This window comes from Stenotrophomonas sp. 05N37 (assembly GCF_056397365.1).
Genome location: NZ_JBFTNG010000018.1, coordinates 1 through 963, shown reverse-complemented (window position 1 = coordinate 963; position 963 = coordinate 1). Strand labels below are relative to the sequence as shown.

Here is a 963-nt window from a genome sequence, read left to right as displayed (position 1 = left end):
GTCTCCCGTTTCGCTGGCGATGGCCAGATCCAGTGCCTTTCCCTCGAAGTAGCGATCAGCGCCATGCGAGGAAGCTGACGAGCATCCAGCCAGTGGTGCAAGAAGGGCGAAGGTCAGCAGGCAGGTGAGCGTGATGCGCATTGGCTTGGATCCTTCCTTTTAAGCGTGCCGCTGGGTCACAGCAGCGGGATGTCTTCTTCCTTGCTGGGGAACTTGAACGCCTCGCGCTTCCTGCGGATGTGCTCGGGCATGGGCGGCCTGGGGATGTTGCGTGCCATCAGCCACTGTTGGCATTTTTTCTGCCAGGGCAGCAGGTCGGGCGAGGTGATTTCCCAGTAGATGGCCTCGACCATCAGTTGGCGCTGTGACTCGACGGGATCGGTGAACAGCCCCGCTTTGATGGTGGGGTCCGCCCCGTGTTCCAGCAGCCAGTAGGCATGCTTGAATCCGCCACGCTTGGTGTACCAGCTGAGTACGGTGTCATCCCGGTACCTGTTCGCCAGGTTCACATCGGCGCCGCCCTCGACCAGGCGTTGGACGTTGTGCCATTGGTTTCCGCTGATGAAGGCCTGGAAGAGCAGGGTTTCGTTGTCTGCATTGCGGGTATTGGGGTCTCCGCCGTGGTCCAGAAGAAGGCCCAAGTAACGCGAATCTTCCATCTGGGCCGCATATACCAGGGCGTTGTCGTCACGGTATGGCTTTCCTTGCAGTTGCCTTACGCGTCGCGCGTTCGGGTCCGCGCCGCTCTCCAGCATCGCGCGCAAGCCTTCAAGACTCTGTGCGCGTAGCGGCCAGGCGAGTAACGGGATGCCCCCGCGCTTTGAAAACGCTACGTCGGGATCCACGCCCTCGTCTTTCATGAGTCGCCGTATCTCCTTGGCGTCTCCCGTTTCGCTGGCGATGGCCAGATCCAGTGCCTTTCCCTCGAAGTAGCGATCAGCGCCATGCGAGGAAGCTGACGAG

The 963-nt window shown here is 61.0% G+C and carries 1 protein-coding gene; it reads right to left on the bottom strand.

What is annotated here, in order from left to right; genetic code table 11:
- Positions 1–176: 176 nt before the first annotated feature.
- Positions 177–963, bottom strand: a 787-nt coding sequence (locus AC1DGC_RS20140; RefSeq protein ID WP_478048686.1) for an ankyrin repeat domain-containing protein, incomplete at its 5' end; no start/stop codon positions are given.